The following is a 20,727-nucleotide window of genomic DNA, read 5'->3' on the forward strand; positions in this document are numbered from 1 at the left end:
GCATGTCAGCGCCTGCCGGGCAAGGACGACGCGCATTCGGCGCCGAGGCGCGCGCAGCCGGGCAGCCGCCGCGGATCCGGCTTCGCCGGTCCGCCAGCGGCGCCTGCCCGGGGGGGCGCGGCAAAGGCGCAACGGGGGGAAGTCATTCCGTGCCTTCGTTCCAGAACAGCTTGCGCCGCAGCGTCGCGTAGTAGCTCCAGCCGCGCGGGTGCAGGATGCGGATGCGGTGCTCGCTGCGGCGCACGCAGATCACGTCGCCGTGCAGCAGGCTCGCGAGGCTCTGGTGATCGAAGTTCACGCTGGCATCGCGGCCGGCGACGATCTCGATCGAGATTTCGCCGAAGTCGGGCAGCACGATCGGCCGGTTCGACAGCGAATGCGCCGCGATCGGCACCATCACCCAGCCGGCGATCGACGGATGCAGGATCGGCCCGCCGGCCGACAGCGCATACGCGGTCGAGCCGGTCGGCGACGCGACGATCAGGCCGTCGGCGCGGAAGTTCGCGACGAAGTGCTCCTGCGCCGACACTCGCAGCTCCACCATGCCGGCGCCGGCACCGCGGCTCACCACCACGTCGTTGACCGCGAAGGTTTCGTAGAGCGTGTCGATGCCGGCCCCGGTGCGCCGCTTGACGCTGCCTTCGAGCATCGTGCGGTGCTCTTCCTCGTAGTCGCCGGCGATCATCGGCGCGAGTGTTTCGCGCAGCTCGCCGATCGGGATGTCGGTCATGAAGCCGAGCCGGCCCTGGTTGATGCCCACCAGCGGCACGTTGAAGCGCGCGAGCTGGCGGGCGGTGCCCAGCATCGTGCCGTCGCCGCCGACGACGATCGCCAGATCGCATTGCGCGCCGATCGCCTGCGCGTCGAGCGCGGCGTAATCGGCGAGGCCGCAGGCCTGCGCCGTGGTGGCTTCGAGCGAGACCTCGAGGCCCTGGTCGCCGAGGAACTCCGCCACGCCCGCGATGACCTTGCGACTGCCCGGCGCCTGGTACTTGCCCACGAGGGCCGCATGACGGAAACGGGAGGGCATGGCGGAAATTACATCACGAGGCCGCTGCCTAAAATCCGCGCACGATGCTCGACGACCGCGCCCGCAGCCTGCTGAAGACCCTGGTCGAGCGCTACATCGCCGACGGGCAGCCGGTCGGCTCGCGCACCCTCTCGCGCGCCAGCGGCCTGGAGCTGAGCCCGGCCACCATCCGCAACGTGATGGCCGATCTGGAAGAGCTGGGCCTCATCGCGAGCCCGCACACCAGCGCCGGGCGCATTCCGACCGCGCGCGGCTATCGGTTGTTCGTCGACACCATGCTGACCGCGCAGCGCGACGCCGCGCTGCATGCCTCCCACGAGGCGCAGCTGCAAGCCGACCAGCCGCAGCGCGTGATCGCGAGCGCCGCGCAGATGCTCTCCAGCCTTTCGCAGTTCGTCGGCGTGATCACCGCGCCGCGCAAGGCGAGCGTGTTCCATCACCTCGAGTTTTTGCGGCTGGGCGAACGGCGCGTGCTGGTGATCCTGGTCGCGCCCGACGGCGACGTGCAGAACCGCGTCGTGATGACCGCGCGCGACTTCACGCAGCCGGAGCTGCTCGAGGCCAGCAACTTCGTCAACGCGCACTACTCGGGCCTGTCGATCGAGGCGGTGCGCGAGCGGCTCAAGCACGAGATCGAAACGCTGCGCGGCGAGATCGCGACGCTGATGCAGGCCGCGATGCAGCTCGGCAGCGCCGGCGCGGACGACGATGCCGAGCAGGTCGTCGTGGCCGGCGAGCGCAACCTGCTCGCGGTGCAGGACTTCGGCAGCGACCTGGGCTCCCTGCGCAAGCTGTTCGACCTGTTCGAGCAGAAGACGCAGCTGATGCGCCTGCTCGACGTGAGCAGCCGGGCCGAGGGCGTGCGCATCTTCATCGGCGGCGAGAGCCAGGTCGTGCCGTACGAGGAGCTGTCGGTCGTCTCGGCGCCGTACGTCGTCGACGGCCAGATCGTCGGCACGCTCGGCGTGATCGGCCCGACGCGCATGCCCTACGAGCGGATGATCCAGATCGTCGACATCACCTCCCGGTTGGTCAGCCAGGCGCTCAGCCAGAAGCCGGCTGCCTAGAATCGTGGCGGTGTCCGGGGGCCGCTAGCTCATGATTGGTTAGAGCAGCAGACTCATAATCTGTTGGTGCCGTGTTCGACTCACGGGCGGCCTACCAAGCTCCACGGCAGTGATCACTGCGATCACAGATTGAAAGCTGTATTTCCAAGATACTGCTTTTAAGCAGTAAAACGAGAACACAGCTTATAGTGCGTATGCCTTGACTTGACGCATCCGCATGAAGACGTTCCCGGTCCTTACGCCTGAGCAGTTGCCGGCGCTGCTCCAGGGCTTTCGCAAGGCGTCCGGGTTGACGCAAGCCGAGATCGCCACACGCCTGGGCATCACCCAGCAGACGATGTCTGCGATGGAGCGCAATGCCGACAGCATGAGCGTGGCCCGGCTGATGAAGCTGCTGGCTGTGCTCGGGGTCGAGCTTTCGTTGAGCCAGAGCCGCCATGAAGGATCGACGGCCGTCTCCATGCCGAAGGCGCCCGTCGGCAAGGACGTTTGGTGAGCGCTCGTCGCCTCGCGGTATGGATGAACGGCGAGCGCGTCGGCCGGTGGAGCGCCACCCCTGCCGGCGACGAACTGACTTACGACGCCGCATGGTTGGCCTCGTCGCAATCCCGACCGCTGTCGCTTTCCTTGCCGATGCGTGCCGGCAACCTTCCGATCCGCGGCCCGGCTGTGCGTGCCTGGTTCGACAACCTGCTCCCGGACAGCCAGCCGATCCTCGACCGCATGGCGCGCCGCTTCGGTGCCGCGAGCACCGACGCCTTCGATCTGTTGGCGCAAATCGGGCGCGACTGCGTGGGTGCCGTGCAGTTGCTTCCCGAGGACGAAGCGCCCGGGACGATCGAAACGATCCAGGCGCGTCCACTCGATGAAGCCGCGGTCGCGCGACGGCTGCGCAACGCGACCTTTGCGAGCCCGCTTCGTGACGATGCGGATGACTTGCGCATCTCGATCGCCGGTGCCCAGGAAAAGACGGCGCTGCTCTGGCACCGCGGTGCATGGTGGCGGCCCCTCGGCGCCACGCCGACCACGCACATCCTCAAGCTGCCGATGGGTCTCGTCGGCAACGCGCGGCTCGACCTGCGCCATTCGATCGAGAACGAGTGGCTCTGCGCGCAGATCCTCGCAGCCTACCGGCTCGACGTGGCGCGTTGCCATCCGCTCCTCTTCGAGGATCAACGCGTGCTCGCGGTCGAGCGCTTCGACCGCCGCTGGGCCGGCAACGGCCGTTGGCTGCTGCGCCTGCCGCAAGAAGACATGTGCCAGGCCACCGGCACGCCGGCCTTCGCGAAGTACGAAGCCGACGGTGGCCCCGGCATCGATCGCATCCTCGGCCTGCTCGACGGCTCGATCCGGCGGGAACAGGATCGCGAAGCCTTCTTCCGGGCGCAGCTGCTGTTCTGGATGCTGCGAGCGCCCGATGGCCACGCGAAGAACTTCAGCATCGCCTTGCATGCGGGCGGCCGCTACGCGCTGACGCCGCTGTACGACGTGCTCTCGTTCTTTCCGATGCTGGGGGCAGGACCGAATCAGGTCTCGGAGCACAAGATCAGGCTCGCGATGGCCGTGCGCTCGAAGAACCCGCACTGGCGCATGAAGGACATCGTCCGGCGGCACTGGATCGAAGTCGGCCGGCGTCACGGCATCCTCGGGGCGCAGGGGCTCGGGCCGGAAGCTGTCGTGCAGGACGTGGTCGAGCGCACGCCGGGCGTCGTCGATGCAGTTGCGAATGCGTTGCCGAAAGGCTTTCCCGCGGTGGTGGCCGATCGCATCCTCGGCGGCTTGAAGCGGGTGGCTGCCGAGCTCTGAGAACCGCCGCCCGCATCGTTCGAGGAGACACCGTCTCCGCTCGAACGCCGAAGCTGCCTGACGGCCTCGCTACCGCCCGATCGGCCCCGCGATCTCCAGCACCACGCCGCTCGCTCCGAGCTCGACCGCCTTCGACTGCGCGCCCAGGTCCTCCGGCTGCGGCACCGCCTGCCCGCTCGCGCTGATGCGCGCGGTGACGATCACCTGCGAGGACGGCGGAAGCGACGAAAGCTTCGCGGCGGGCGACATCGCGAGGCTGTCGTCGAGCGTGAAGTCGAGCGGCAGGTCCTTCACCTGCTTCTTCAGCACCGCCAGCGGCATGCGCGACGCGCCGTCGGCGGCGCGCGCAGACACAAACACCGTGTCGCCCGGCGCGACCTGCCTGGCGAGCGCCGCCGAGAGGCTGACCCGGCCACGCACGCTGCCCACGCCCGCCGCGACCGGTGCCGCGTCGGCCGCCGGCGGCAAGCCCGCGAGCTGCCGCGCCTGCGCGACCGCGCCCTTCATCTCGCGCACGAAGTCGTCCTGCGGCGGGCCGACCGCCACCAGCTTCTCCCAGTGCTTCAGCGCGCCGGGGTAGTCGTTCTTCACGAACGCCGCCGCACCCGCGAGCGACAGCGCCTTCAGCTGGTTCGGGTCGATCGCGAGCGCCTTCTCGATCAGCGCGAGCGGCGCGCCCTCGAGCTTCTGGCCCTGGCTCATCGCGAGCGCATCGGCCCAGTCGACCAGCAGCGTCGCGTCGTCGGGCTTCATCGCCGACGCCTTCGCCAGCGACGCGGCGGCCTCGGCGTGGCGCCCCAGCGCGGCCTGGCTGCGCCCGAGCATCGCCCAGCCGGTCGGATCGTCGGGCCGCTCCTTCATGCGCTCGGCGAGGCGGTCGGTCAGCTCGCTCATCTGCGCGACCGCCGCGGCCGCCTCGGCGTCGCCTCCGGCGCCGGCGCCGGCGCGAGCGTCGAGCGTGCCCGCCGGCGCGCCGCCGCCGATCAGCAGCGCCGGCTTGCCCTTGTAGGCGTAGCCGGCGACCGCGACCGCGACCACGAAGGCCGCCATCGCGCCCAGCGGCGCCCAGCCGAGCCGCGCCGGCCGGGTGTTCGCGGGTGCGCTCATCGCGGCCCCTCGCTCGCGGCCTCGTCGGGATCGGGCTCGAAGCGCTCGGCCGGCAGGCGCGCGCGCCGCCGCAGCACGAGCACGAGCGTGCCCACCGCGACGACCAGCAGCACCGCCGGGCCGAACCACAGCGCCACGGTGCTTGCCTTCACCGGCGGCCGGTACAGCACGAAGTCGCCGTAGCGCGCGGTCATGTAGTCGACGATCTGCTCCTTGCTGTCGCCGCGCGCGAGCATCTCGCGCACCTGACGGCGCAGGTCGACCGCGAGGCCGGCATGCGACTCGGCGATCGTCTGGTTCTGGCACACCAGGCAGCGCAGCTCGGCGGAGATCGCCTGCACGCGCGCATCGAGCGCCGGGTCGGCGGGTGCCGAGGCCGCTTGCGCCGTCGCGAGCAACGGCGCGCAAAGCACCAGCCCAACCCAGCGGTTGCCGCGGATCCGGCGCCGCCGGGCCGCCAGCGGCGCTCCTTCGGGGAGGCGCGGCGAGGCCGCAACGGGGGGCGTCATATCAGTTCCTTCAGCAGCGGCTCGATGCGCTCGCTCAACACCTTGGGCGTGATCGGTCCGATGTGCTTCAGGCGGATCACGCCCTGCTTGTCGATCACGAAAGTCTCGGGCACGCCGTAGACGCCGAAGTCGATGCCGACGCGGCCGTCGCCGTCGAACAGCGAGGCGGCGTAGGGATCGCCCATGCGCGCGAGCCAGTCGAGGCCTTCCTTGCGGCCGTCCTTGTAGTTGAGGCCGTAGACCGGCACGACGCCGCGCTTGGCGAAGTCGACCAGCAGCGGATGCTCGTCGCGGCAGGCCGCGCACCACGAGGCCCAGACGTTGAGCACCCAGACGCGGCCGAGCAGGTCGTCGCGCGCGAGCTTGCGGTTCGGGTCGTCGAGCCGCGTCAGCTCGAAGGCCGGCGCCGGCTTGCCCACCAGCGGCGAGGGCACCTCGCGCGGATTCAGCTCCAGGCCGCGCAGCAGGAAGAGCAGCAGCGCGGCGAAGAGGGCGAGGGGCACGAGGAAGCGCAGCTTCCTCATGATCGTGGACCGTCCAAGCGCACGCGCTTCATGCGGCCGCGCCCTCGGCGGCTGCCGGGCTCTCGCGCCGCAGCTTCGCGCGGTAGCGCCGGTCGCTCAGCGCGAGGAAGCCGCCCAGCGCCATCAGCGCGCAGCCGCCCCAGATCCAGTCGACGAAGGGCTTGACCTGCAGCCGCACGATCCAGGCGCCGCCGTTGTCGACCGCCTCGCCGAGCGAGACGTAGAGGTCGCGCGCGAAGCCGGCGTTGATCGCGGCCTCGGTCATCACGTCGCGCTGCACGCGGTAGATGCGCTTTTCGGGGCGCATCGTGCCGAGCACGCGACCTTCCGTGGTCTGCACCTCGAACACGCCCTGCAGCGCGCGGTAGTTCGGGCCGGTCACTTCGCGCGTGCCCTGGAAGGCGAAGCGGTAGCCGGCGAGATCGGCGCTTTGGCCGGGCGCCATCTGCACGTCGCGCTCTTCGCCGTAGGTCTTGACCATCGTCACGCCGAAGACGAGGACCGCGACGCCGAGGTGCGCCGCCATCATCCCGAGCGTCGCGCGCGGGAGCCGGCGCGCGCGTTCGGCCAGGCTCCCCGCGCCGCGCAGCTTGTCGATCAGATCGACAGCCACCGCGCAGGCGATCCAGAACGCCATCGCGAGACCCAGGCTCGAGACGAGGCCGATGCGCCCGGCGATCCAGCCGGTCGCCAGCGCGCAGACGATCGTCACCACGGCGGCCCACTTCAGCCGCGTGGTCAGCTCGGGCAGCTCGGCCTGCTTCCAGCGCGCGACCGGGCCGACGCCCATCAGGAACACCAGCGGCGCCATCAGGGGCGCGAACACGGTGTCGAAGTAGGGCGGGCCCACCGAGATCTTGCCGAGGCCCAGGGCGTCGAGCACCAGCGGGTAGAGCGTGCCGAGCAGGACGGCCCCGGTCGCCACCAGAAGAAGCACGTTGTTCGCCAGCAGCATGCTTTCCTTCGAGATCAGCTCGAAGCGCGCGCCCAGGCCCACCGTCGGCGCGCGCCAGGCGTACAGCGCGAGCGAGATGCCGACGACGATCGCGAGGAACACCAGCATGAACAGGCCGCGCGACGGGTCCGTGGCGAAGGCATGCACCGACGAGAGCACGCCCGAGCGCACGAGGAAGGTGCCGAGCAGCGACAGCGCGAAGGCCAGGATGGCGAGCAGCACGGTCCAGGCCTTGAAGCTGCCGCGCTTTTCGGTCACCGCCAGCGAATGGATCAGCGCGGTGCCGATCAGCCACGGCATCAGCGAGGCGTTCTCGACTGGGTCCCAGAACCACCAGCCGCCCCAGCCGAGCTCGTAGTAGGCCCACCAGCTGCCCATCGCGATGCCGAGCGTGAGGAAGCACCACGCGGCGGTGGTCCACGGCCGGGTCCAGCGGGCCCAGGTGGCGTCGAGCTGGCCGCCGATCAGCGCCGCGACCGCGAAGCCGAAGGCTACCGAGAAGCCGACGTAGCCCATGTAGAGCAGCGGCGGGTGGATCACCATCCCCGGGTCCTGCAGCAGCGGGTTGAGGTCGCGACCGTCCGGCGGCGCCGGGAACAGGCGGTCGAAGGGGTTCGAGGTGAGCAGCGTGAACAGCAAGAAGCCCACCGCGATCCAGCCCATCACCGCGAGGATGCGCGCGATCACCGGCTGCGGCAGGTGCGCGCTGAGCCAGGCGACCGCGAGCATCCAGCCGGCGAGCATCAGCAGCCACAGCAGCAGCGAGCCTTCGTGGCCGCCCCAGATGCCCGCGACCTTGTAGGGCAGCGGCAGCGCGCTGTTCGAGTTCGAGGCGACGTAGAGCACCGAGAAGTCGTCGCGCACGAAGCCGATGGCCAGGCAGGCCATCGAGGCCGCGACAAGCACGAACAGCAGCCCCGTGAGCGGGCGCGCCGAGCCCATGGCGTCGAGCCGGCCTCGGGCCGCACCGTGCAGCGGCACGACGCCGAGCACCAGGCTCACGCCGAGCGCGAGCCAGAGGAGGAAGTGGCCGAGCTCGGGGATCACCGCGGGTCTCCTTGCGCGCCGTAGGCGGCGGGCTTGCCGGCCCCGCCGTTGGCGAGCGTGCCGGCCGGTTGCGGGCCCTGCTGGCCCTGGCCCTGCTGGCCCTTGGCCTTCGCCAGCGCCTCTGCGGCCTCGGGCGGCATGTAGTTCTCGTCGTGCTTGGCGAGCACCTCGCTCGCGACGAACACGCCGTTGTCGAGCCGGCCCTGCGCGACCACGCCCTTGCCCTCCTTGAACAGGTCGGGAAGGATGCCGGCGTAGCGCACCGGCGTGGTCTTCACCGTGTCGGTGACGACGAACTGCACGTTGACGCCGTCGCGCTTCACGCTGCCTTCCTCGACCATGCCGCCGATGCGGAAGCTCCGGTTCACCGGCGCTTCCTTCGATTCGATCTGCGACGGCGAATAGAAGAACACGAGGTTGCTGTTCAGCGCGTTCAGCACGAGGGCGGTGGCGACGCCGAGCGCGGCCAGGCCGCCGACGACGATCGCGATGCGTTTGTGGCGGGGCTTCATGTCAGTCTTCCTGCAGGTCGTCGAGCGGCGCGGTGCGTGCGGCGGCCTTCGCGCGGCGATGGCGCTGCCAGGTGCCGAGCGCATCGAGCGCCAGCACGAACGCGCACATCGCGTAGGCACCCCACAAGAACGGCCCGTGACCGCCGCGCTCGGTGAAGAAGGTGATGAAGGACTGCATCGAGGCACCTCTAGGCCGCGGCCTTGGTGGCCGTGGCCGGCGGAACGTTCCCGTCGTCGTGCGCGATCTGCCGCACCCAGCGCGCGCCGGCCTCGCGCTCGAGCACGATCGCACGGGTGCGCTGGAACACGACCGCGAAGGCATAGGCCCAGAAGGCCAGCGTCATCAGCAGCATCGCCTCCAGCATCGTCTCGGCCATCTTCGGCGCGGCCGTCAGGCTCACGCTCGCGCCCTGGTGCAGCGTGTTCCACCAGCGCACCGAGAAATAGATGATCGGCACGTTGATCGCGCCGACCACCGCGAGCAGCGCGCCGGCCTGGTCGGCGCGGCGGCGGTCGTCGATCGCGTTCACCAAGGCCAGGTAGCCGAGGTAGAGGAACAGCAGGATCAGCTCCGAGGTCAGCCGCGCATCCCACACCCACCAGGTGCCCCAGGTCGGCTGGCCCCACAGCGCGCCGGTCCACAGCGCGAGGAAGGTCATCCAGGCGCCGGTCGGCGCGATCGCCTGCGCGACCATCGACGCGAGCCGCGCCTTGAACGCCCAGCCCACCGCGGCCCAGAACGCCATCACCAGGTACAGCAGCATCGACATCCAGGCCGCCGGCACGTGAATGAAGATGATCCGGTAGACCTCGCCCTGCGTCGCGTCGGTTGGCGCCACGAAGAAGCCACGGTACAGGCCTAGCGCGGCCAGCACCGCGGCGGCGGCCCACAGCCAAGGCAGCAGCCGGCCGGCGAGGGCGTAGAAGCGCGAGGGCGCGGCGAAGGTGAAAAGTCTCACGGCGATCTCACCGGGCGGGACAGCTGGGGCAGCCCAGGATTCTCGGCGATCGCTTCGCGCCACCGCGGCGTGAGGCCGAGCGGCTCACTCGGTGGCGATCCGCAGCGCCGCGCCGGTCGCCACCGGCGCGAACAGCGCGGTGAGGATCAGCACCGCGCCGAGCAGCGACAGGTGCCCGCGCGCCGACAGCCCCGCCTCGACCGCCGCGACCGCCGCCGCGCCGAAGATCAGCGTCGGGATCGCCAGCGGCAGCACCACGACGATCAGCAGCATGCCGCCGTTGCGCAGGCCCAGCGTCAGCGCCGCGCCGAGCCCGCCGAGCAGGCTCAGCACCGGCGTGCCGAGCGCGAGCGTGAGCACCAGCATGCCGACCGCGCCGGCGCCCAGCCCGAACATCAGCCCGAGCACCGGGGCGGCGACCAGCAGCGGCGCGCCCGTCACCAGCCAGTGCGCGAGCGCCTTCGCCGCGGCCACCGCCGACGGCGCCAGCCCCGACAGCAGCAGCTGCTCGAGCGAGCCGTCGGCGTGGTCGGCCGCGTAGAGCTGGGCGACCGACAGCATCGTCGCGAGCAGCGCGCCGACCCACAGCACGCCGGGCGCGATGGTGCGCAGCGTCTGCGCCTCCGGCCCGACGCCGAGCGGGAACAGGCTCGCCGCGGCGACGAAGAAGACCTGCGGCATCAGCGCATCGACGCGGCGCCGCCACGCGAGCCGCAGCTCGCGCAGCAGCAGGGCATGCAGCGAGGACCATGTCGAACCCCCTGCCGGCGTGCTCACGGCGCGCCCGACGCCCGGTCCAGCACCAGCGTGTCGAGCCGCTCGGCAGCCAGGCGGACCTGGCCGTGGTGCGTCAGCGCCACCGCGCCGCCGCGCGCAAGCTGCTCGCCGATCAGCGCATCGAGCGTCGCCGAGGAATCGTCGTCGAGCGCGTCGTGCGGCTCGTCGAGCAGCCAGGCCTCGGCCTCGTCGGCCAGCGCCAGCCGCGCCAGCGCGACGCGCCGGCGCAGGCCTTGCGAGAGCTGGCGCACCGGCTGGTCGCGGCGCGCGTCGAGCTTCAGGCGCGCGAGCGCGGCCTCGAGCGAGGCCGCGTCGCCGCGATGCCGGTGCAGCCGCGCCGCGAAGCGCAGCGATTCGAGCACCGTCAGGTCGTCCTTCAGCGCGTTCGCGTGGCCGATGAACAGCGGGCGGCGGCCCGACCAGTCCACGCCGCCCTCGTCGGGCTTGCGCAGGCCGGCCAGCACGCGCAGCAGCGTGGTCTTGCCGCTGCCGTTGCGCCCGCGGATCCACAGCGCGCGGCCGCGCGGCAAGTCGAAGTCGAGGGCGCGGAACAGGCGCTGGCGTTCGCGCCGCACCGAGAGGCCGCGCACGCGGGCGAGCGGCGGGGAGGCGGAGGTCGCGGCAGTCGTTGGTGGGGTCGTCATGCTGGGCGGCGAGCTTGCCATGCCGATCGGGCCGCGGCCATCGGCGTTGGCGAGTCTCAGGCGTCTCGGCGCGGGCACAGTCGTCCCGGAATGTGACGCCGGGCGGCCCGGCAAGCGAGCCTCAGCCCAGGCGTGCCTCGATCGCCGCACGCCGCGCCGCCTGGATCGCCTCGCCGATGCGCGGGCCGCGGGCGCCTGCGGCCGCAGCCCGCTCGGCGATCTCGGCCGTCGCGACGCCCAGCGCCGCGTCGCGCGCCGCCCGCAGCCGCTCGGCCTGCGGATAGGGCCGCTGCTGCAGGCCCAGCCGGCCGCGCGCGTCGCATTCGCAGGCCAGCAGTACGGCGTCGAAGCGCTGCGGCTGGCGCAGCGCGTCGCAGCGTTCGAGCAGCCGCAGCAGCGCCGCCGCATCGAGGCCGTCGCTGCGGTGCAGGTTGCCATGCTCGCGCGCCACCACCTCGGCGAGCTCGCGGCAGTCGTTCGGCACCCGCAGCCGCGCGCTCATCGCCTTCAACAGCCGCACGCTGCGGCCTTCGTGGCCCAGGTGGCGCGGCAGCAGCTCGGCGGGCGTCGTGCCCTTGCCGAGGTCGTGGCACAGGCAGGCGTAGCGCACGGCGAGCGGCGCACCGAGCCGCGCGGCCATGTCGAGCACCATCATCAGGTGCACGCCGGTGTCGATCTCCGGGTGATGCGCCTCGGGCTGCGGCACGCCCCACAGGCGCTCCACCTCGGGCAGCAGCCGCTTGAGCGCGCCGCACTCGCGCAGCAGCTCGAACATCCGCGAGGGCTTGGCTTCCATCAAGCCGCGCGACAACTCCTGCCACACGCGCTCGGGCACCAGCGCATCGGCTTCGCCGTCGCAGACCATGCCGCGCATCAGCTTCATGGTCTCGGGCGCGACCGTGAAATCGTCGAAGCGCGCCGCGAAGCGCGCGAGCCGCAGGATGCGCACCGGGTCCTCGGCGAAGGCCGGCGACACATGACGCAGCACGCGCGCCTCGAGATCGCGCCGCCCGCCGAAGGGATCGACCAGCGTGCCGTCGGCGGCCCGCGCGATCGCGTTGATCGTCAGGTCGCGCCGTGCGAGGTCCTGCTCCAGCGTCACGTCGGCCGCGGCATGGAAGACGAAGCCGCGGTAGCCCGGGGCCGTCTTGCGTTCGCTGCGCGCGAGCGCGTATTCCTCGTGGGTCTCCGGATGCAGGAAGACCGGGAAGTCGCGGCCCACCGGCACGAAGCCGGCGGCCTGCATCGCCTGCGGATCGGTGCCGACGACGACCCAGTCGTGGTCATGCACCGCGCGGCCGAGCAGCGCGTCGCGCACCGCGCCGCCCACTTCGTAGACGGCGGCGCCGGCGGGCAGCGGCGTCTTCGTCATGGCAGCGTCGAGCCGGGCCGGTCGCGCTCGACCCGTTCGAGGTAGTGCTCGACGGACCGGTGCGCGAGCGGCTTGACCATCACGCGCACCGACTGCACCAGCCGACCCATCGCGATGCCTTCGCGCTCGCGCAGCTCGACGTAGCCGCAGCGGCGCCAGAAGGCCTGCGCCCGCGCGTTGCCCGCGACGACGCCCAGGCGCATCCACTGCGCGCCGTGCGCGCGCGCCCACGCGAGGATCGCGGCGTGCAGCTGCTGCGCGTCGCCCTTGCCGTGACGCTCGGTCGCCACGATGAAGAGGCCGATGTGCCAGACGCCGGCGGCGATCAGGTTCTCGACGACGCCCGCCATCGCGACGAGCTGCTCGCGCGCGTCGACGAAGCCGAGCGCCCACACGCGGCCGTGCGGCATGCCGGCCGGGGGGCGGTCGTTGATCTCGGCGAGCGCCTCGCCCGGCTGCGGCGGCTGGCCGCCGGTGCTTTCAAAGTACGTCGGGTTCGCCTCGAAGAAGGCCTGCAGCACCGGCGCGTCCGTCGGCTGCAGTTCGATGCAGCGAAGCGGTGGTGGGGCGGCAGGCAGGTTCGTCGGCCGGCGCTGCTCCTCGCTCGGCACCAGCTTGGCACCGGCCCCGGCGAAGGCCCTTCGGTCGGGAATCAAGGGACGGCCCGACGGCGGTACGGCTCTTCGAAGTCGAGGAACTCGTGCTCCGCCAGCGCCTGCTCGATCCAGGCCGCGGCGCCCGGCAGCGCGAACACCGCGTCGATGTAGCGCGCGATCTCGTCCGCGACCGGCAGCCCGTAGGTGCGCAGCCGCGTGCACACCGGCGCGAAGTAGGCGTCGGCGATCGTGAAGCGGCCGAACAGCAGCGGGCCGCCGTGGGCTTGCAGCAGCTCGCTCCACATCTGCACGAGGCGGGCCACGTCGGCGCGCACGCCGGCTTGCTCGGACCAGATCCGCGCGCCGGCCGCGGCCATCGTCTTCGCGTCGTTCACCTGGCCGTCGAGGTTCATCGGGCAGTTCGAGCGCAGCGCGGTGAAGCCGGCGTGCATCTCGGCGCAGACGCTGCGTGCACGGGCGCGCTCGGCCGCGTCGTCAGGCCACAGCCGGTGCTCGGGGAAGCGTTCGGCCAGGTACTCGGCGATGGCAAGCGTGTCCCAGATCGCGAGCGGCCGGCCGTCCAGCTGCACCGCATCGTCGATCAGCACCGGCACCTTGCCCACCGGCGTGAGCCGCGCGAGCGCGCGCTTGAACGCCGAGTCGGGTGCGAACGAGTCGAAGCGGATCACCTGTTCGTCGAAGGCGATGCCCGCCTGGCGCATCAGCACCCACGGCCGCATCGACCACGACGAATAGCTCTTGTTGCCGATCACCAGTCGCATCACGCAGGCTCCTTGTCAGGGACTTGCGATGCTAGGCCGCGCGGCGCCGGCGATCGATGCCTTCGGCGCGCTACAGCGATGTCAGCCGCGCCGCGCCGCGCTGCGCCAGGCTTCCATGCGCGCGCGTCCGCTCGCCGGCGCGAGGTAGGCGGGCGCGACGGCCTCGAGCGCCGTCGGCTCGATGCCCAGCGCGGCCAGCCCGGGCAGGGCGCCGCTCGCGACGCTCGGCTGCTTCATCGACTCGAGGTTGTCGGCCGACATCAGCGGCTCGCCGGGCAGCAGTCGCATCACCGAGGCCTGCGCGCGCGCCAGGCCGTCGCTCAAGCGCACGATCGGCCGCTCGTGGCCCGACCAGCGTCCGGCCAGCCGCACCAATTCGGCCAGCGTGTAGACCTTCGGGCCGCAGCATTCGTAGGTGCGCACGCTCGACAGCGGGCTCGCGAGGCAAGTCACCAGCGCCTGCGCGACGTCCTCGACCCACACCGGCTGGAAGCGCGCGTCGGCGCCGGCCAGCGGCATCACGGGGAACACCGCCTGCAGCTTCGCGAACAGGTTCAGGAAGCGATCGCCCGCGCCGAAGATCACCGAAGGCCGCAGCACCGAGAGATCGAGCCCGGCCGAGCGCAGCGCCGCTTCGCCGGCCGACTTGCTGCGCAGGTAGTTCGACGGCGCGTGCGCGGCCGCGCCGATCGCGCTGACGTGCAGCACGCGGCGCACGCCGGCGCCGAGGCAGGCGGCGGCCAGCTTCTTCGCGAGCGTCACGTGCGTGCGCTCGAACTCGGCGGGCGTTCCGTGCAGGATCGCCACCAGATTGATCACCGCGTCGCAGTCGCGCAGCAACAGCGCGAGCCGGGCTTCGTCGTGCACGTCGGCCTGGACGAGCTGCACCGTCGGCAGCGTCAGCAGGTGCTTCGCGCGATGCGGCCGCCGGCTCGGCACGACCAGGCGCACGCCGTGGATCGCGAACGTTTCGGTGAGCTTCTCGACCAGCGCGCCGCCGACGAAGCCGGTGCCGCCGAGGATCAGGATCTTCTTCATGGCTTCTTCTTCGCAAGACCCTTCGCGCGCGGCGTCAGGGGAGTTCCTTCTCGGTCGGCGTCATCGGCGCCTCGCGCGGGCCGATGGTGCGGCCCAGGCGCGTGCGCAAGGCGACCGGCACCTCGGCTTCCTTCATCAACACCGCGTAGACGGCGGCGTTCGACAGCACCTTCTTGACGTAGTCGCGGGTCTCGCTGATCGGGATGTTCTCCACCCAGACCGCGGCGTCCTGCACCGCGCCTTCGCGCCAGCGGCGCGGCCGGCCCGGGCCGGCGTTGTAGCCGGCGGCCGCGAGCGCCTGCGAGCCTTCGAAGCTGTCGAGCATCAGCTTCAGGTAGCCGGTGCCGAGCCGCAGGTTGGTGGCCGGGTCGTTGATGCGCTCGCCGGTGTAGTCGACGCCCAGCTTGCGGGCCGTCCAGCGCGCGGTCGCGGGCATCAGCTGCATCAGCCCCGAGGCGCCGGCCGACGAACGCGCATCGACGATGAAGCGCGACTCCTGGCGCATCAAGCCGTAGACGTAGGCCGGGTCGATCCCGGCCTCGCGCGCCTTCGCGCTCACGTCCTCGCGCAGCGGCATCGGGAAGCGCTGCGCGACGTCGATCAGATCCTTGGTGCGCTCGCTGGTGTTGATGCAGCGGTCCCAGATCTCGCGCTCGCAGGCGAGCTGGGCGGCGGCGAGCAGCTCGCGCTCGTCCAGGCCGAACAACGTGAAGTTCCATTCGCGCACGCCTTCGCTGCGCAGGCCCAGGGCCATCAGCGCGAGCGCGCGCTGGAAGCCGGGCCGGGCCGCGGTGGCGGCACGCTCCTCGGGCGTCGGCGGCGTCGGGCGCGGCGGCACGGCGACGGCGATGCCGAGGTCCTCCGCGGCCAGCTTGCCGTAGTAGCTGAGCGGCCCGGCGATCGAGCCGAGCAGGTCGCGCGACTGCTGCGTCAGCGCGGCGCCGTCCTGGCTGTCCACCGCGAGCGCCTTCAGCGCGCGCGCCTTCCAGTAGATCCAGGCCGGCTCCTTCTGCTCGCCCGCGCTCATCGCGTTGACCGCCTGCATCACCTGCTGCCAGCGGCCGGCGCCGCGGTCGGCGCGCAGCGCCGCGCGCAGCTTCCAGGCGAGCACGTCGTCGGGCAGCGTCAGCTCGGCGGTCGACTTGCGAGGCAGCGCGGCGCGCAGGAAGTAGTCGGGCGCGCCGTCGCCCAGCTTCAGCGCGGCCTGCTTGCCCGCGATCGCCCAGGCCCAGGCCGACAGGTCGGCCGGCAGCGCCTCGCTCCAGCGCTCGCGCAGCGCGAGCGCGGCGGCGTCGGGCTCGTTGTTCGCGATGCGCACCAGCGCGAGCGTGGTCAGCTCGGCCGCCCGGCGCGGCTCGGCCTGCGCCTTGCGGGCCAGGAAGCGCGGCGCGTTGTCGATCAGCTCGGCGACGCCCGCTTCCTCGCCGAGCAGCGCGGCGGCCTGGCGCGCGAGCTTCGGCCGGTTCGCGTCGATGGCGACGCGGGTGCGGCGCCAGACGTCGTCGGCCGACAGCTGCTTCGCCTGGAACAGCGCGGCGGCGAGCGCGGCGCAGCCGTCGTCGGCGTCGCGCTGCGCGAACCAGGCGTCACGGCCCTCGGTGCGCACGTCCTCGCCCTGCAGGTGGCGCGCGAGCAGCGCCCAGCACTTGACCTCGCGGTCGTCGTCGAGCTTGAAGCGCGGGTATTCGCGGCGGAAGTTGTCGAAATCGCGGCGGCGGCCGAGTTCGAGCAGCCAGTCGTTGCGCAGCCGGTCTTCGAGGTAGCTGCCCGGCCAGCGCAGGTAGAAGGCGTCGAGCTCGGCCTGTTGCGCGGTGGGCAGGCGGTTGTGCAGCTCCCAGTAATCGACCCAGACCGCGAGCGGGTGCCTGGCGGCGACGACGCTGGCGCGAAGCGTGGCCAGCCGCGCGGCGTCCTTGCGCCGCAGCGCATCGCGCGCCTCGACGATCGCATCGCCGGGCGGCGCGCCGGCCGCGGCGCCGGCCTCCTGGAGCCGCGGCGCACCGGGTGCGGCGACGGCGCTGGCGGCGAAGAGCGCCGCGCCCGCGGCCCAGCCCAGCAGCGCGTGTCGCGCGATCGATCGGCAATGGCGGAACCGGGCGGCGGAAGCGGTCATGCAGGGAGGGCGCGGCGGCCAGCGTGGCGAAGCCCGCGGGGCCGGGACTCGAGGCGTCGAATTCTCGCGCAGCACCGATGTCCGGCTGTGGCGTGCAGGCACCGTCCGTCGGTGTGCAAGGCGATTCGTCAGGGGCTTGACTCGCTTCGTCGCAAGCGGGTCGCGCTGCGCCCGGCCGCTTCCTAAAGTGACTCCATCGACGCACCGATCCACGGAGTTCGCCATGACCACCAGCTTCGCCATCCGCACGCTCGGCACGATCGTCGGTGCCGCCGCCGCGGCCGCCACGTGGGTCGTCGCGCTGGCGCCGGCCTGGGTGCCGGCGCGGGCGGGCGACGCCCTGCGCGTCGTCGAGCTGCCGCGCGTCGTGGTCGCCGGCCAGCGCGAGCGTGCGGCGCCGGCGCCGCGGGTCGTCGAGCTGCCGCGCGTGGTGATCGCGGCCGAGCGCCACGCCGCGCCTGCCGGCGGCAGCCTGCCGGCGAACGGCGGCGTGCAGCCGGTGATGAACCGCGCGCTGGACTGATCGGATCTCAGGCGGGGGTCACGTCGGCGATCGCCGCGCAAGTCGCGCGTGCCTGCTGGCGGATCCACTCGGCGAAGCGCTTGACCTCCGGCCGCTCGGCGCTGGCCGGCCCGATCAGCAGCCAATAGGCCAGCGGGCTGACGATGCGGCGGGTGCCGCCGAACAGCTCGACGAGTTCGCCGCGCGCGATCGACTCCGCCACCAGCGGCAGCCGCGCCAGCACGACGCCGTGGCCCGCGAGCGCCGCCTGGACCTGCTGGTAGGTGTAGTTCAGGTAGAGCCAGCGCTGCGGCTCGAGCTTCGCCAGGCCCTGCTGCGCGAGCCAGTGGCGCCAGGTCAGGAATTGCGCGGCCGGGCGATGGTCGTCTTCCTCGACCAGCGTGTAGCGCGCGAGGTCGGCCGGCGCGTCCAGCGGCGGCGCCTGCCCGGCGGCGGCCAGCTCGACGAGCCGCGGGCTTGCGGCCGGGGTCACGGTCTCGCCGAACAGCCGGACCGCGTTCTCTGGCACGCGCGAGCGGTCGATGTAACGGATCACGACCTCGGTCTCGGGGTCGTCGAGATCGACCAGGCGGTCGCCGGTGTCGATGCGGATGTCCAGTTGCGAATGCTCGCGCTGGTAGGCCTCGATGCGCGGCAGCAGCCACAGCGAGGCGAACGACGCGAAGGTGCTGACGTTGATGCCGCGCCGCCCGCGCGCGCTGCGCAGCTGGCGCACGCCGGCATCGAGCCGCTGCAGCGCCGGCGCGACGGCCGCCAGCAGCGCGGCGCCGTCGGCGGTGAGCGCGACGTGGCGGGTGCCGCGGCTGAACAGCGCCGCGCCGATTTCGTCCTCGAGCGACTGGATCTGCCGGCTGATCGCCGATTGCGTGAGGAACAGCTCCTCGGCCGCGATCCGGAAGCTCAGGTGGCGCGCGACGGCCTCGAAGGCGCGGATCGGGCCGACGGACAAGGGGCGGTGGCGGGGCGCTTGACTCATGAGCATCCGGCATCGATGTGCGGCTGCGATCTCATTGGATGCGGCACCGCGGTTTGCCGATGATAAGAACCGTCATCGATGCCTACAAGGAGGTCGAGCCATGAACCCAATGATGAACAAAGTGCAATGGTGCGCGGCCGGCGACGCCGGCTGTGCGCACCTCGCGCCGCGCGCCCGGCGCCGTCCCGTGCTGCCGTCGTGGTCGCTGCCCCGGCTGGGCGTCGGCGTGATGGCGGTGGTGGCCGGCACCGTGCTCGCGGCGCTGGCCGCGGCCACGCTCGTGGTCGCGCGCACCGGCGAGCCGGAGCCGCTGGCGGTCGTCGAGCTGCCGCGCGTGGTGATCGAGGCACGGCGCGACGCCCGTGCGCTGCCGCCGGGCGCCTGCCCGGTGCCGACCGGCCCTGCCGCGAGCTGCCCGGTGCCGACCGAGGCCGCCCGCGCGGCGCGGGCCGCCGATCTCGAAACTTTTCAAAGGACACCGCGATGAACACCCGGATCAAGACTTCGTCCCCGCAGCCGCGCAACGACGCCCGCTGGTTCCTGCCGCAAGGCCGCGCGTTGACGCTGCCGGGGGTCTCGCTGCCGCGGCGGCTGCGTCTCGTGGAGGGCCGGCTGTGGCTCACCGAGGAAGGCCGCCGCGAAGACCACTGGCTCGAAGCCGGCGACAGCCTGCGTCTCGAGCCGGGCCGCAGCGTGCTGGCGGAGGGCTGGCCGACCGCCAGCTTCGAGGTGCTGGAGGAGCCGCACTGGCCGCCTCGGCGCGCAAAGGCCGCGCGGCCGGCGGCCGCGCCGGGCCTGAGCCTGGCTTCGGCCTTGCGGCGCGTGCTGCCGGCGCGCATCGCGGCGTCGTAGGGGCGGGCGGCTCGGCGAAGCGACGCAGAATCGGCGGCCCAGCGACTGACGGCCGCGCGCCCCCCGCCGATGTCTTCTTCGTTCGACCCGACGAACCCGGCCTCGCTGCCGCGCGACAAGGCGCAGCTGCGCCGCCTGCTGAAGGCCGAGCGGATGAACCTGATGGACCGCCACCTGCGCAGCGAGCAGCTGCAAAGCGTGCTGCGGGTGTGGCTCACCCAGCGCGAGGACGTGACGCTCGGCGCCTACTGGGCCATCAAGGGCGAGTTCGATCCACTGCCGGCGCTGCACCGCTGGACCGAAGGCCGCGGCCACGGCACCGGCGAGGGCCCGCCCCGACGCATCGGCCTGCCGGTGATGAACCGCGAGACCAAGCAGCTGCGCTTCCACCAGTGGTACCCCGGCTGCCCGATGGAAGAGGACGCCTACGACATCCCCAAGCCGCAGGGCACCGACCTGCTGGTGCCCACGCTGCTGCTCGTGCCCTGCGTCGGCTTCGGCCCGCAGGGCGTGCGGCTCGGCTACGGCGGCGGCTTCTACGACCGCACGCTGGCGGCGCTGGCGCCGCGGCCGTACACGGTGGGCGTCGGCTTCGCGCACGGCTACATCGAATGGCTCCAAGCGGAGCCGCACGACATCCCGCTCGACACGATGCTGACCGAGGACGGCGTGGTCTGGCAGAAGGGCGCCTGATGGCCTCGAACCGTAAAGTCACCGCCGGCCCGCGGCTCGATGCCTTCCGCGTCGGCAAGGGCTTCCGCCTGAAGGACATCGACGCCGCCGCGCGGCCGTTTGCGAGCAGCAGCCGCGAGGCCGACGACGCGAAGCTCGTGCAGATCGGCATCGAGATCGACCGCCTGCAGGACGTGCTCTACGCCAACGCCAGCACCGGGCAGCACAAGCTGCTGGTGGTGCTGCAGGGCATGGACACCTCTGGCAAGGACGGCACCGCGCGCGCCGTGTTCCAGCGGTGCAGCCCGCTGGGCGTGCGTGTCGCCGCGTTCAAGGCGCCGAGCGAGGAAGAGCGTGCCCGCGACTTCCTCTGGCGCGTGCACGCCGTCGTGCCGCGTGCCGGCGAGATCGCGATCTTCAACCGCAGCCACTATGAGGACGTGCTGGTGCCGGTGGTCGAAGGCTGGATCGACGGCAGGACGCAGCGCGATCGCTTCGCGCGCATCGTCGAGTTCGAGCGGCTCCTCGCCGACACCGGCACCACGGTGCTCAAGTGCATGCTGCACATCTCGAAGGACGAACAGAAGCGGCGGCTGCAGGCGCGCCTCGACGATCCGGCCAAGCGCTGGAAATTCCAGCTCGGCGACCTGGCGGTGCGCGCGAAGTGGAAGGACTACCAGGCGGCGTACCAGGCGCTGCTGGTCGCGACCTCGACCCGGCACGCGCCCTGGTACGTGGTCCCGGCCGACAGCAAGACGCAGCGCAACCTGATGGTCGCGACGCTGGTGCGCGACGCGCTCGCCGCGATGAAGCTCGCCGCGCCCAAGCCCGACTACGACCCGAAGGCCGTCAGCATCGTCTGATGC

Annotated in this window: 24 protein-coding genes and 1 tRNA gene; 9 read left to right on the top strand and 16 right to left on the bottom strand. The window is 72.1% G+C overall.

Features of this window, described 5'->3' with window-relative positions:
- Positions 1-142: 142 nt before the first annotated feature.
- Positions 143-1,030 (bottom strand): NAD kinase, encoded by an 888-nt coding sequence (locus VFR90_RS01935; protein WP_326404272.1) that lies wholly within the window; start codon positions 1,028-1,030, stop codon positions 143-145.
- Between the two features lie 44 nt (positions 1,031-1,074).
- On the opposite strand from VFR90_RS01935, the gene hrcA reads away from it, so the two are divergent.
- The 4 genes from hrcA to VFR90_RS01955 all read left to right on the top strand — a co-directional run bounded on the left by hrcA (position 1,075) and on the right by VFR90_RS01955 (position 3,903).
- On the top strand, positions 1,075-2,097 hold the full coding sequence (gene hrcA / locus VFR90_RS01940) for a heat-inducible transcriptional repressor HrcA (protein ID WP_326404273.1): 1,023 nt from the start codon (positions 1,075-1,077) through the stop codon (positions 2,095-2,097).
- A gap of 18 nt (positions 2,098-2,115) precedes the next feature.
- Positions 2,116-2,194, top strand: a tRNA-Ile gene (locus VFR90_RS01945).
- Positions 2,195-2,314: 120 nt separating this feature from the next.
- A complete protein-coding gene (gene relB / locus VFR90_RS01950) occupies positions 2,315-2,593 on the top strand; it encodes a type II toxin-antitoxin system RelB family anti-toxin (protein WP_326404275.1) in 279 nt (92 codons plus the stop codon).
- Between the two features lie 23 nt (positions 2,594-2,616).
- Positions 2,617-3,903, top strand: coding sequence for a type II toxin-antitoxin system HipA family toxin (locus VFR90_RS01955; RefSeq protein WP_326404418.1), 1,287 nt, complete (start codon positions 2,617-2,619; stop codon positions 3,901-3,903).
- A 69-nt stretch (positions 3,904-3,972) separates the two neighbouring features.
- On the opposite strand, the gene VFR90_RS01960 is transcribed toward VFR90_RS01955, so the two are convergent.
- From VFR90_RS01960 to VFR90_RS02025, 14 genes are all read right to left on the bottom strand, one after another.
- On the bottom strand, positions 3,973-5,010 hold the full coding sequence (locus tag VFR90_RS01960; RefSeq protein ID WP_326404276.1) for a tetratricopeptide repeat protein: 1,038 nt from the start codon (positions 5,008-5,010) through the stop codon (positions 3,973-3,975).
- On the bottom strand, positions 5,007-5,519 hold the full coding sequence (locus tag VFR90_RS01965; RefSeq protein WP_326404277.1) for a cytochrome c-type biogenesis protein: 513 nt from the start codon (positions 5,517-5,519) through the stop codon (positions 5,007-5,009). Before VFR90_RS01965 ends, VFR90_RS01960 begins: the two co-directional genes overlap by 4 nt.
- Positions 5,516-6,043, bottom strand: a complete 528-nt coding sequence (locus VFR90_RS01970) for a DsbE family thiol:disulfide interchange protein (RefSeq protein ID WP_326404278.1) — start codon at positions 6,041-6,043, stop codon at positions 5,516-5,518. The genes VFR90_RS01965 and VFR90_RS01970 overlap by 4 nt, the downstream gene beginning before the upstream one ends.
- Before the next feature lie 28 nt (positions 6,044-6,071).
- Positions 6,072-8,045: a heme lyase CcmF/NrfE family subunit gene (locus VFR90_RS01975; RefSeq protein WP_326404279.1), complete on the bottom strand. Its 1,974-nt coding sequence runs from the start codon at positions 8,043-8,045 to the stop codon at positions 6,072-6,074.
- Positions 8,042-8,557, bottom strand: a complete 516-nt coding sequence (gene ccmE / locus VFR90_RS01980; protein WP_326404280.1) for a cytochrome c maturation protein CcmE — start codon at positions 8,555-8,557, stop codon at positions 8,042-8,044. Before ccmE ends, VFR90_RS01975 begins: the two co-directional genes overlap by 4 nt.
- A 1-nt stretch (position 8,558) precedes the next feature.
- Positions 8,559-8,735, bottom strand: a complete 177-nt coding sequence (ccmD, locus tag VFR90_RS01985; protein ID WP_326404281.1) for a heme exporter protein CcmD — start codon at positions 8,733-8,735, stop codon at positions 8,559-8,561.
- Between the two features lie 10 nt (positions 8,736-8,745).
- Positions 8,746-9,516 (bottom strand): heme ABC transporter permease CcmC, encoded by a 771-nt coding sequence (gene ccmC, locus VFR90_RS01990; RefSeq protein WP_326404282.1) that lies wholly within the window; start codon positions 9,514-9,516, stop codon positions 8,746-8,748.
- Positions 9,517-9,600: 84 nt separating this feature from the next.
- On the bottom strand, positions 9,601-10,293 hold the full coding sequence (gene ccmB / locus VFR90_RS01995) for a heme exporter protein CcmB (protein WP_326404283.1): 693 nt from the start codon (positions 10,291-10,293) through the stop codon (positions 9,601-9,603).
- Positions 10,290-10,937 carry a heme ABC exporter ATP-binding protein CcmA gene (gene ccmA / locus VFR90_RS02000; RefSeq protein ID WP_326404285.1) on the bottom strand — a complete coding sequence of 216 codons (648 nt, stop codon included), beginning with the start codon at positions 10,935-10,937 and terminating at the stop codon, positions 10,290-10,292. The genes ccmB and ccmA overlap by 4 nt, the downstream gene beginning before the upstream one ends.
- A 121-nt stretch (positions 10,938-11,058) precedes the next feature.
- Positions 11,059-12,309, bottom strand: coding sequence for a multifunctional CCA addition/repair protein (locus VFR90_RS02005; protein WP_326404287.1), 1,251 nt, complete (start codon positions 12,307-12,309; stop codon positions 11,059-11,061).
- Complete coding sequence (locus tag VFR90_RS02010) at positions 12,306-12,965, bottom strand: GNAT family N-acetyltransferase (protein WP_326404288.1); 660 nt, start codon at positions 12,963-12,965, stop codon at positions 12,306-12,308. Before VFR90_RS02010 ends, VFR90_RS02005 begins: the two co-directional genes overlap by 4 nt.
- On the bottom strand, positions 12,962-13,690 hold the full coding sequence (locus VFR90_RS02015) for a glutathione S-transferase family protein (RefSeq protein WP_326404289.1): 729 nt from the start codon (positions 13,688-13,690) through the stop codon (positions 12,962-12,964). The genes VFR90_RS02010 and VFR90_RS02015 overlap by 4 nt, the downstream gene beginning before the upstream one ends.
- Before the next feature lie 78 nt (positions 13,691-13,768).
- Complete coding sequence (locus VFR90_RS02020) at positions 13,769-14,725, bottom strand: complex I NDUFA9 subunit family protein (RefSeq protein WP_326404290.1); 957 nt, start codon at positions 14,723-14,725, stop codon at positions 13,769-13,771.
- Positions 14,726-14,759: 34 nt separating this feature from the next.
- Positions 14,760-16,838 (bottom strand): lytic transglycosylase domain-containing protein, encoded by a 2,079-nt coding sequence (locus VFR90_RS02025; protein WP_326404291.1) that lies wholly within the window; start codon positions 16,836-16,838, stop codon positions 14,760-14,762.
- A 223-nt stretch (positions 16,839-17,061) separates the two neighbouring features.
- On the opposite strand from VFR90_RS02025, the gene VFR90_RS02030 reads away from it, so the two are divergent.
- The gene (locus VFR90_RS02030) at positions 17,062-17,361 is read left to right on the top strand and encodes a hypothetical protein (protein ID WP_326404292.1); all 300 of its coding nucleotides are present in this window, start codon (positions 17,062-17,064) and stop codon (positions 17,359-17,361) included.
- A gap of 7 nt (positions 17,362-17,368) precedes the next feature.
- On the opposite strand, the gene VFR90_RS02035 is transcribed toward VFR90_RS02030, so the two are convergent.
- Positions 17,369-18,343, bottom strand: coding sequence for a LysR family transcriptional regulator (locus VFR90_RS02035; protein WP_414676477.1), 975 nt, complete (start codon positions 18,341-18,343; stop codon positions 17,369-17,371).
- Positions 18,344-18,437: 94 nt separating this feature from the next.
- Here VFR90_RS02035 and VFR90_RS02040 point away from each other — a divergent pair, with 94 nt between their 5' ends.
- From VFR90_RS02040 to VFR90_RS02055, 4 genes are all read left to right on the top strand, one after another.
- Positions 18,438-18,824: a hypothetical protein gene (locus VFR90_RS02040; protein WP_326404294.1), complete on the top strand. Its 387-nt coding sequence runs from the start codon at positions 18,438-18,440 to the stop codon at positions 18,822-18,824.
- Complete coding sequence (locus tag VFR90_RS02045) at positions 18,821-19,189, top strand: DUF2917 domain-containing protein (protein ID WP_326404296.1); 369 nt, start codon at positions 18,821-18,823, stop codon at positions 19,187-19,189. The genes VFR90_RS02040 and VFR90_RS02045 overlap by 4 nt, the downstream gene beginning before the upstream one ends.
- A gap of 69 nt (positions 19,190-19,258) precedes the next feature.
- Positions 19,259-19,882 carry a 5-formyltetrahydrofolate cyclo-ligase gene (locus VFR90_RS02050; RefSeq protein WP_326404297.1) on the top strand — a complete coding sequence of 208 codons (624 nt, stop codon included), beginning with the start codon at positions 19,259-19,261 and terminating at the stop codon, positions 19,880-19,882.
- Positions 19,882-20,724: a PPK2 family polyphosphate kinase gene (locus tag VFR90_RS02055; RefSeq protein WP_326404298.1), complete on the top strand. Its 843-nt coding sequence runs from the start codon at positions 19,882-19,884 to the stop codon at positions 20,722-20,724. Before VFR90_RS02050 ends, VFR90_RS02055 begins: the two co-directional genes overlap by 1 nt.
- The last annotated feature ends 3 nt before the right edge of the window (positions 20,725-20,727 follow it).

This window comes from Methylibium sp. (genome assembly GCF_035762065.1).
In the GTDB taxonomy this organism is placed as follows: Bacteria; Pseudomonadota; Gammaproteobacteria; order Burkholderiales; family Burkholderiaceae_C; genus Methylibium.

Coding starts and splice junctions, on each gene's coding strand:
- VFR90_RS02045 (WP_326404296.1), top strand. CDS start 18,821: ATGAACACCCGGATCAAGACTTCGTCCCCGCAGCCGCGCAACGACGCC.
- relB (WP_326404275.1), top strand. CDS start 2,315: ATGAAGACGTTCCCGGTCCTTACGCCTGAGCAGTTGCCGGCGCTGCTC.
- VFR90_RS01970 (WP_326404278.1), bottom strand. CDS start 6,043: ATGAGGAAGCTGCGCTTCCTCGTGCCCCTCGCCCTCTTCGCCGCGCTG.
- VFR90_RS01955 (WP_326404418.1), top strand. CDS start 2,617: ATGAACGGCGAGCGCGTCGGCCGGTGGAGCGCCACCCCTGCCGGCGAC.
- VFR90_RS01960 (WP_326404276.1), bottom strand. CDS start 5,010: ATGAGCGCACCCGCGAACACCCGGCCGGCGCGGCTCGGCTGGGCGCCG.
- VFR90_RS02030 (WP_326404292.1), top strand. CDS start 17,062: ATGACCACCAGCTTCGCCATCCGCACGCTCGGCACGATCGTCGGTGCC.
- ccmD (WP_326404281.1), bottom strand. CDS start 8,735: ATGCAGTCCTTCATCACCTTCTTCACCGAGCGCGGCGGTCACGGGCCG.
- VFR90_RS02005 (WP_326404287.1), bottom strand. CDS start 12,309: ATGACGAAGACGCCGCTGCCCGCCGGCGCCGCCGTCTACGAAGTGGGC.
- ccmA (WP_326404285.1), bottom strand. CDS start 10,937: ATGACGACCCCACCAACGACTGCCGCGACCTCCGCCTCCCCGCCGCTC.
- VFR90_RS02055 (WP_326404298.1), top strand. CDS start 19,882: ATGGCCTCGAACCGTAAAGTCACCGCCGGCCCGCGGCTCGATGCCTTC.
- VFR90_RS02040 (WP_326404294.1), top strand. CDS start 18,438: ATGAACCCAATGATGAACAAAGTGCAATGGTGCGCGGCCGGCGACGCC.
- VFR90_RS02020 (WP_326404290.1), bottom strand. CDS start 14,725: ATGAAGAAGATCCTGATCCTCGGCGGCACCGGCTTCGTCGGCGGCGCG.
- hrcA (WP_326404273.1), top strand. CDS start 1,075: ATGCTCGACGACCGCGCCCGCAGCCTGCTGAAGACCCTGGTCGAGCGC.
- VFR90_RS01935 (WP_326404272.1), bottom strand. CDS start 1,030: ATGCCCTCCCGTTTCCGTCATGCGGCCCTCGTGGGCAAGTACCAGGCG.
- ccmE (WP_326404280.1), bottom strand. CDS start 8,557: ATGAAGCCCCGCCACAAACGCATCGCGATCGTCGTCGGCGGCCTGGCC.
- VFR90_RS02035 (WP_414676477.1), bottom strand. CDS start 18,343: ATGCTCATGAGTCAAGCGCCCCGCCACCGCCCCTTGTCCGTCGGCCCG.
- VFR90_RS02025 (WP_326404291.1), bottom strand. CDS start 16,838: ATGACCGCTTCCGCCGCCCGGTTCCGCCATTGCCGATCGATCGCGCGA.
- VFR90_RS02050 (WP_326404297.1), top strand. CDS start 19,259: ATGTCTTCTTCGTTCGACCCGACGAACCCGGCCTCGCTGCCGCGCGAC.
- VFR90_RS01965 (WP_326404277.1), bottom strand. CDS start 5,519: ATGACGCCCCCCGTTGCGGCCTCGCCGCGCCTCCCCGAAGGAGCGCCG.